The organism is Microscilla marina ATCC 23134, assembly GCF_000169175.1.
In the GTDB taxonomy this organism is placed as follows: Bacteria; Bacteroidota; Bacteroidia; order Cytophagales; family Microscillaceae; genus Microscilla; species Microscilla marina.
On sequence record NZ_AAWS01000012.1, the window covers coordinates 228,280 to 237,170 of the forward strand.

General features: G+C 40.6%; 9 protein-coding genes. 4 read left to right on the top strand and 5 right to left on the bottom strand.

The annotated features are described in order from the left end of the window. Positions 1-42: 42 nt before the first annotated feature. Both M23134_RS13450 and M23134_RS38065 read right to left on the bottom strand, forming a co-directional pair. The gene (locus M23134_RS13450; RefSeq protein WP_002696924.1) at positions 43-837 is read right to left on the bottom strand and encodes a GLPGLI family protein; all 795 of its coding nucleotides are present in this window, start codon (positions 835-837) and stop codon (positions 43-45) included. Positions 838-1,292: 455 nt separating this feature from the next. Beyond that, positions 1,293-1,937, bottom strand: coding sequence for a 4'-phosphopantetheinyl transferase family protein (locus M23134_RS38065; RefSeq protein ID WP_002696925.1), 645 nt, complete (start codon positions 1,935-1,937; stop codon positions 1,293-1,295). A 159-nt stretch (positions 1,938-2,096) separates the two neighbouring features. Between M23134_RS38065 and M23134_RS13460 the strand changes: the two genes are divergently transcribed. The 4 genes from M23134_RS13460 (at position 2,097) to M23134_RS13475 (ending at position 5,233) form a co-directional block, all read left to right on the top strand. Then, positions 2,097-3,011: a WD40 repeat domain-containing protein gene (locus M23134_RS13460; protein WP_045113548.1), complete on the top strand. Its 915-nt coding sequence runs from the start codon at positions 2,097-2,099 to the stop codon at positions 3,009-3,011. Positions 3,012-3,462: 451 nt separating this feature from the next. Further along, positions 3,463-4,182: a DivIVA domain-containing protein gene (locus M23134_RS13465; RefSeq protein ID WP_002696927.1), complete on the top strand. Its 720-nt coding sequence runs from the start codon at positions 3,463-3,465 to the stop codon at positions 4,180-4,182. 107 nt (positions 4,183-4,289) lie between these two features. Further along, a complete protein-coding gene (folB, locus tag M23134_RS13470; RefSeq protein ID WP_002696928.1) occupies positions 4,290-4,640 on the top strand; it encodes a dihydroneopterin aldolase in 351 nt (116 codons plus the stop codon). Between the two features lie 5 nt (positions 4,641-4,645). Next, positions 4,646-5,233: a class I SAM-dependent methyltransferase gene (locus M23134_RS13475; RefSeq protein WP_002696930.1), complete on the top strand. Its 588-nt coding sequence runs from the start codon at positions 4,646-4,648 to the stop codon at positions 5,231-5,233. Positions 5,234-5,371: 138 nt separating this feature from the next. On the opposite strand, the gene M23134_RS13480 is transcribed toward M23134_RS13475, so the two are convergent. The 3 genes from M23134_RS13480 to M23134_RS13490 all read right to left on the bottom strand — a co-directional run bounded on the left by M23134_RS13480 (position 5,372) and on the right by M23134_RS13490 (position 8,867). Next, entirely contained in the window at positions 5,372-6,889 is a 1,518-nt protein-coding gene (locus M23134_RS13480; protein ID WP_002696932.1) for an AMP-binding protein, read from the bottom strand. Positions 6,890-7,198: 309 nt separating this feature from the next. Continuing rightward, positions 7,199-8,185: a hypothetical protein gene (locus M23134_RS13485; protein WP_002696934.1), complete on the bottom strand. Its 987-nt coding sequence runs from the start codon at positions 8,183-8,185 to the stop codon at positions 7,199-7,201. A gap of 25 nt (positions 8,186-8,210) precedes the next feature. Then, entirely contained in the window at positions 8,211-8,867 is a 657-nt protein-coding gene (locus M23134_RS13490) for a diacylglycerol/polyprenol kinase family protein (RefSeq protein ID WP_002696936.1), read from the bottom strand. Between the last annotated feature and the right edge of the window lie 24 nt (positions 8,868-8,891).

Here is an 8,891-nt window from a genome sequence, read left to right on the forward strand (position 1 = left end):
AAGGGTGATATGGTATAATGGGTAGAGTAGAAGAGAGGGTAATTAATTTTTGTGAAACTTGATAGTCCCTCCTTTATTTCTGTATCTTTCTTTCATTTCTTTCTGCTTGCGTTGTTGGATTTTCTTAAACTGTTTGCGACTTACCTTTTTCCCTTTTTTAGGGGGAGTAATAGTGCCTTTGTCTAGTTTTTTGAGGTTTATCTGGGTGGCAGTGGTGGTGGTAGGCTCCGATTTTTCACCATCGTCTTTAATCTTAATGCTGCTCAGTTCCAAAACCATTCCTGGCAATTGACCATATCCGCGAGGACCCGACGCCACAGGAATTTGCATCGTAAACCAAGCCTCAGCCTCTTGTTTATTAGTTTTGAGCGTAGCACGGCGGCATTCATAGCCCAAAATCTTTTTAGTTTCTGCGGTGAGTTTCCACTGAAGTTTTTGAGGGGCATCTTTGATTAAAAAACGCTTGCCCAAAAAAGTACGCATGTCTACCACCTGTTGGTTAGCAATATTGTAGTATAGTTGGTCATCACTTTCGCCCCCGGCAAATTTAATTTTGATTTGAGTCCCTCCTGCGCTAAACGACTGTTCGGTGGGTTGCTCCTCTTTGCTAGGTTTGGCTGGCTTGCGATACACCGATTCTTTGTCATTGAAAAATAACTGTTTTTGTGAAGTGCGGTTTTGAATTTTAGCCAATTGCTCTTTAGACAACATGTTTACAATATCGCCAGTGAGTTTTACCTTGGTTTTGGTGGTATACAAAATGCTGCCTTCGTTGTTTTGGGCATTTGCCAATAAAGGGAGTGAAGCAATGAGTACTAACGTTAAGAGTTTTTTCATGAGAGGGTATATGTTTTAAGTTACCTCACAAAGATAAAACCTTAGGAAGAGTCATTTTTTTAAGGAAAGTTAAAGAGTGTTAAAAGATGTTAAGCAAGTTGAATGCTTAATGGTTTTATGGTTGAGCTATTCCAAAGCTCTCTGAGTACAAGCTCGCTTGTTCCAAGCCTGTATTTGGAGTAGGTTTCCTTTTGAAGGAGCACGAAATGAGGTCTTTTACTTGAGGCTTTAAGCAGTGATATGCATCGGTATCCAAGGGTTTTATAAAACACTAAAAAATCAAGGCAATCTAAAACTGTAGAAGCTTGTAGAACAGCCTTCAACTTGTAGTTATAGTAACTTCTGCTTCTAACTAACAAATAATACATTGAAAATGAGTGTGCTATGAATTTGTTGGCTACCTATAAGGGGTAGCTCGCGACTTGTCGCTTAAAGCTTGCCCCCTGTTGGGGCTACTAATTAGCCTGCCCGAAGCAAATATAGTAGTCCTTATTAAAACAGTAATAATGTAGAGTATGTTCGTTTAGTGTGCCATTTACCCTAAGAAAACTCTGAAGTTCTCCACGTTGGGCAAGCCGAAATGGACTAACAAGTAAGTCACTATTAAAAAATAACTGTCCTTTGGAGTGAATTTTATACAAAGTTTCTTTGGCGCTCCAGTAAACAGTGATTTTTTCCAGGTTGTTATTGACCTCTTTTTGTTCTTCTTTAGATAAAATTCTTTTAGCAATTTTAAGCAATTTGCCTTGCACCCGCTCTATGTCTATGCCCACTTCTTTGGAGGTATGTATAATGCCTACAGCGTAGTTTTCGGTGTGCGATAAAGATATACGGTAAGCTCCATCTGCGAGGTAAGGTTTACCGTTGGTACCTTTCAGAATGCCCATATACTCTTCGTGTTGTAGCTCAAGGAGCTTTTTGATGACCAGACGGGCAGCGGTTGATTCGCTCTTTTTGGCTTCGTGCTCTATGTCGTTTAGATAAAACGCTTCTGAAGAACGGGGAGAAAGTGCTTGTATTAATTCTTGTGAACTCTCTTTGATCTCCCAAATGCCCCAGCTGCATTGTGGATTACTGTTTTCTACGTGTATAAGTGGCATTGTATGGGTTTTTCAAAATCAGTGCCTGAAGGTAATTATTGTGGTAAAGGTTAGAGCATTTTAACGTTTGGGCATACAACAAAAAAGGTGTAATTGAAACATACTCTTGTAGGCAATTAAAGTTTGGAGCAATTTACAGAAAAATTATTACTTTTGGTGATGAGCAAAATAGAAGTGACAAAAATAGCTACCCTTACCGGGCACAACGACTGTGTTTATGGGCTTGCCCCCAGCAAAGAAGCCAACATACTTTTTTCGGCAGACGGTAACGGGATGGTGGCACGTTGGAACCTCGAGAAGCCCGAAATAGGCGATATGGTAGCCAAAGTACAAAACTCTGTGTATGCTTTACATTACCGTGAAGCAGGTAATCAGTTGTTGGTAGGGCACAATTTTTCTGGTTTGCATCTCATAGATTTAGACTCTAAACAGGAGCTCAAGTCTATAGAACTCACCTCTGCTCAGATATTTGATATTCAAAGCATTGGCAACCTTGTTTTGGTGGCTTGTGGAGAGGGGTTGGTAGTGGCGCTTGACTTTGACAATTGGGCAGTGCGTAAACATTTGAAAGCATCAGATAAGCACGCAAGGGTCATTGCGGTGCATCCCAATCAAAAAAGCTTTGCGATTGGCTACAGCGACCACCATATCAGGGTGTTCGATACTGAAACACTTGATTTACAACACACCATTGCTGCCCATAGCAACTCAGTATTTGCCTTGCGTTATTCGCCCGATGGACAGCATTTGGTAAGCGGTGGTCGTGATGCACATTTGAAGGTTTGGAACGTAAGCCAAGACTATACTTTACACCAATCTATTGTGGCGCACATGTATGCCCTCAACTCATTGGATTTTAGCCCTGACGGGCAGTATTTTGTTACAGGCAGTATGGACAAATCGATCAAGGTGTGGGATGCCCACACGTTCAAGCTACTTAAAGTCATTGACAAATCGCGGCATGCCGGGCATGCTACCTCTGTTAATAAACTGTGGTGGTCGGCTTATCAAAACTTTGTAGTTTCGGCAAGCGATGACCGAACTGTATCTGTATGGAGTTTGAAATTTCCATAAATTGAGTTAATTTGCTCATTACCGCTATTATGATGTTATCAGTAATTTAATTATATTTATTTTGATTGTTGATTTGTTCAATGGCTATATAGTTTTGTAACATATTACAAAACTAATAGGGAAGTACCATTACTTAGGAACATGTTCAAAATAAGTATCGAGATTGAGGGTGTATACTCGAGGCTGACTTTCGTTACTTTTTGCAGTCGTAGCCATAGCTACGGCGAAAACCGATGGCTGCAGCCCTGCTGCGCCGAGCTCTGCCAAAGGCTAAAAGTAACGAAAGTCAGTAAAGAGGATATGTGTTCTAAACCGGACAGTTATTGTTGAGGGCTACGCCCGAAATCCCGTTTACGGGGCGATCACGTTCCTTAGCAATAGAAATAAAGCCATTATATAAAGCATTTATAGCATTAGAATATCACTTTTAGACCAATCAAAACAGAAACTTATGAAGATTACGCCCATCGAAATAAAAAAGAAAGACTTTGGCAAGCAGAAAGGCTTCATGAAGAAAGGCTTCGATACTGAAGAGGTAAGCCGGTTTTTAGAGTTTTTGGCCGAACACTGGGAAAAAATCCTGGATGAAAACAAAGAGTCAAGCATTCGCATTCAGTACCTTGAAAAAGAAATTAGTACATCACGCGAAAACGAAGATGCCCTTTTCAAAACCCTCAAAACCGCCGAAGATGCTGGAGCGAATTTGGTAGATCAGGCACGCCGTTCGTCAGAAATAAAAATACAAGAAGCTCAGCTAAAATCAGATGTAATCATCAAAGAAGCCCAAAGCCAGGCACGCGCCATTGTGCAAAAAGCCCACGCCCGCGCCCGCAATATTTTAGACGAAATGGTAGAAGAATTGCGTGAGCGTGAAAGAGATTATAAAGTGCTGGAAACACACCGCGACAATCTACTGATTGAGGTAAGAACTTATATCAAAGAATCGCTCGAAAAAATTGACCGTCTGGAGTCTAAAACATCCAGTGAGTATTTTGAGAAAAAAATAGAAGAAGCTCAGCAAATTTTGGAAGAAAAACAGGAGTTGCTTGACTTGCAAAAAGCTAAAATATATCAGGAAGACGAAGAACCCGAAAAAAACGAAGAAGTGACTGAAGCCAATGTAGCTGAAAACAACACCGGAAGTGAGTCGTTTTTTGATAAAATAGGCTAAGCGTTGTCATAAAAGCCACTTTATTTGGTGGAAACAAATCTAAAAGTTTTATTCGCGTTTTTGACGACTGATAATCAGGTCAACTAACGTAACTATTTTAATAAATTATGGGTCTTATTGCATTAGAAGGTTTAGAGTTTTTTGCTTACCATGGCGTATACCAGGAAGAACAAAAAATAGGTAACAAATACCGGGTAGATATTACCATAGAAACTGATTTTTTGGAAGCAGCCAAAGAAGACACCATTACGGCTACAGTGCATTATGGCGAAGTGTACGAATTGGTAAAAGCAATCATGAAACAGCCCTCTAAGCTTCTGGAGTCGCTGGCTTATCGAATAGTAGAGGCCACCCATGAAAAATATCCCAACCTGACATCAGTAGAAGCAAGCGTGGCAAAGTTTAATCCTCCGGTAGGGGGTGTTTGTAAATGGGCAAAAGTAACGCACAAACGCTAAGCTAAATGCCACAAAAGCCCAAAAACGAAGATGCTATTCGTAATCAATACGCCGAACAGGGCGTAGATGCCTACTACCAACAATACGGTGATGCCTACGAAAATCCTCACTTTACACAGATTGAAAAACTGTTGCAGCAAAACCAGTCAAAGATAGATTATGCCCACATACTGGATTTTTGTGCCGGTGGGGGAGAAGTAAGCCGTATTTTGCAAGCAATGGACTTTACTGACGTACAAGGCTGCGACCCCTACACCCATGAGTTGTACCACCAACAAACCGGACAAACCTGCCTTACTTACAATTTTCAGGAGGTAATACAGGGTAGGCTCAATCAGTGGGCAACAGCGCACCAACCCAATCAAGGATTTAGCAGTATTATTTGTAGCTTTGCTATGCATCTTTGCCCCGAAAAACAATTGTATCCATTGGTTTTCAACCTGTTTCAACTTACCCGTCAATTGATTATTATTACTCCACACAAACGCCCTGCCCTGGAAGACCTGGCGCAGGTACAGCTCGATTTTGAAGACTTTACCCTCACCAAGCGTGGCAAAAAGGTAAAGCTTAAGAGTTATAGTTGGAGTGATTAGTGTAAACTACTGGCAATAAGTATTGTATGGGGATAAAATCTTTTGGAACAAAAAACACCTGTTAACCTCACTTATTGCCCCCACATCTACTCCTTATCTTGTTTGTAGAGGAAAAGCCTGTGAATGTTACCAACAAAACTATGCTCCAAGTTGCAGCTTCAGTGCCCCATAATCTATCTTGGAATGGTGCCGGGCATCACGAGGAATTTGTGCGACTACTTGTAGTTTGTCATAGGGAATGTTGCCCATTTTAGGCGCTAATACCTCTTTGTTTAAGACTGACTCTAGTACCAGTATACGCTGTTGATTCATTTCTAGCAAGGTACCCATAGTTACACCAGCTATATTAACCAACTGGTTTTCGATAATAAAAGGCGATAAATACCCTCCTTCAAACTCAATTAATTGAGCACAACGACCTGTAAGTAGTAATTGATTCCCTTTTTTGAGTCCACTGTCTCCGGTACGGTGCCATATTTTATTGCCTACTATAATCTTGTTTTGGCGAAAAGCAGCATCATTTTTAAAGTACTGTTTAAGCACATGTGCTCCTGCTACTATAATTTCGCCTATAACATCATCTTCCAGCGTCATTTCGTCTAGTGCCAGTGCACTACATGCAGGAATATTTCCATCGCTTACCCGGATAATACGTACCTCGGTTTTATGAAAAATCTCGCCTACTGGCAAACCTTCAGGCAATGTTTCAGGAGCTTGGCTCAAGGTCTGGGCATCAATAGAGCTAATCGGTTCTACCTCGGTAGAGCCATATACTACCATAGAGGTTGCTTGAGGGAAAGCTTTTACATACAAGGTAGCTTCTTGAGGAAACACTGGAGCCCCACCTGTCACAACTTTATTTATTTGGGGAAGTTCTACTTTTTGCTCTATAGTATATTGCGCCAAACGCTTGATAAAAAATGGCGAAGCAATCATACGGTTTACCTGATGTTTAGTGATTTGCTCTATAATTACTGCTTCGTCGATGGCTTCAGGCTTGGTCATCTTAAAGTCGGCAATAACTGATGTACAACCTACCCCCAGGTTTACAAACAATACTATAGGCAACACAGGCATATCTACGTCACGTACCTTGGGGTGAATCTCTTCCAGTAAAGCATCAAATTGTTCGCGCAAAAATGCGTGAGTACGATTGGCAGCCTTGGGAATTCCCGTGCTACCCGTAGTAAATGTAATCAGTGCAGTCGTATCTGGGGGTACTTGAGCAATAGGTACCCCTGTTTTATGTTTTTTCTTCAGGCTCAGCTTTATTGGTATACGCCTAAGTTCTTTGGAGAATAAGGCAAATGCCCTGGCTTTCCAAACACCAATAAATCCTTTACAGTCAGCTAACTGGCAACATAGCTCCATGCGTTTTTTACTCACCCATTCGTCCAGAAAAACCGCCGTAGCTCCAATATAAAACAAAGCAAGTACTATGCGGTACAAATCTATACCCATAGGTACAAACACCAACACCCGGTCGCCTTTGCCAATGCCTTTGCGTTGAAAATAAGCTGCAGTTGCTTTTACATCTTCAGCAAGTTGTGCATAAGTAATAGGTTGATCATTTTTATCTATAATAGCCACATTGTTAGGGTGCTTTTTAGTAGCGTTCAAAAACAACTCTGATATATTGGTTAGTTTAGTTTTCATTGAATTTCTTTATGTTGTTTAGGTTGCGCCAGAAGATACAGGATGTATAGTAAGTTGTTGGTAAAAATAAAATGTAGTTTGACAAGGCACATATTGCTAAGCAAAGTAATGCAACTTTAGCCCATTCTACCAGTTATTTTTAGTTTTGTCCAAAAACAAAGTAAAAACAAGAGTTCCTGCCCTTTCTTTGGGTACAGCACTGTTGTACTGAGCCCAAAGAAAGGGCAGGAGAAGTTTAGTTTACAGTGCGTTAAGGTAATAGTAAAAATGACTGTTTTTTTTCTGAGTAGTTGCATTGCTTGGGAGCTATTAGAGCTTTAATCCGTACAAAGCGTAAGATTTGTATTCATTGGCCGAATACTTTTCTGAGATATTTTGTGAAGCATTGCCCCGGATAATAAATGCATGAATGACCTGTTCAAACCCCATTTCTTTGGCAGTTTGGGTAGTTTTTCCCACCAAATAACTGCCCACTCCTTTAAAAACACAAGACTTACTTCGCATCAGGCTTTTTACAATCATACTTTTGCCCGAAGGATCATTAAAGTTTTTAATATTAAAACTCAATGCTTGTAATTCGCCTTGGGCATCCTCTACAATAGTGATAAGCTTTGGGTCAAAAAACTGTTTAAGCCGAGCATATTTGCTTACAAATTCATCTACCGAAATAGGTGTATACAAGAAGTTTTCGGCAAAGCCACTAATGCTGAGCTGTCCAATTTTTTTCAGGTCATCTTCAAAGTTTTCCATATCTATACTTCTGAAAACAGCCCCTTCCTCCTCATAACCTTTTTTGGCTTGAGCCAAAGCCTGAGCATCATATTCCAGACTTTGGTCAAGATTAGAATAATAATTGGCAATGGGTTTAAATCCTGCTTGTATAAACTGGTCATTATAATACAAGTGGTGGTAAGGCTCCATAAAAAAGGAAGCCTGTTGATGGTGTGTGCTAAATCGGTAATTATTCCAGGTAGACCCTTCCATGGGGCCAATCACCCAACTATAGCCTTTGCTTTTTGCCAAAGTAATGGCTTCTTCTATGAGTTTTTGACTCACTGCTGGGTCGTTTTTACACTCATAACTACCTATACAAGCCGCCAAAGAATGTTGATATTGCAAACCAGGGTTTTCATAAAAGGCAAACCTACCTACTGGTACCTCGTTTTGCCATAACACATAGCAACCTGTCAGGTGAGTTGACACGGGCTCGTTGCCCAGTTGAAACCGTGGGCTGTCTGAAGTATATAAATGATGGGGCAAGTTGTTAAATGCCTCGTGTGTTGTTTCACCAGGCATTGAACAGGTCACTTTATAAGTCATTTTACAAGTAGTGATTAATCAGCATTAGCATCGCCAATGCACTAAAAGGAATGGTTAAGTTGTCGTAACCTTTATGGCTCAGTGCCTCGGCTATGGTAGTTACCATAGCTACACTTACAGTGATAATCAAGGTTTTGGTCAAAGTCATTTGCTCTAGCCCAACTACAAGGCAAAGGCTGGTAATGACAGCCGCAGCAAAAAAGCCTGCCGAACCACTCAAGGTTTTACAATGCCCAAAAGTGATGTACTTACCTCTGGGAAAGTGTTTGCCTACCAATGCAGCCATTGGGTCGCACAAGGTCAGGATTAATATAGGAATGTAATAAAATATAAACTGGTCTTGACTGAGGTACATCAGGTAACAACAATACACAATCACAGGATACAAGATACTACCTCTGGTGGTGCGCTCTACTGCATTGATAGAAGGCAATAGTTTGAAATACAAAGAGGCGAGTAAAATGATGAGAAAACTGCTACAAAGTAACAATACCAACCAATGATTTTGAATCAAAGGAGGGAATAGCATCGTGAGCAAACCAGTGACAATGTGTACATACTTGCGCGTAATCTCTGCCCTTGTTTTCAGGCGATGATAGAAAAACTCTGCACTGGCAAACAGCACTAAATAAGCTATAGCCAAATAAATAGTGTTCAACAGTTTTCGCTCATGATTTTACAT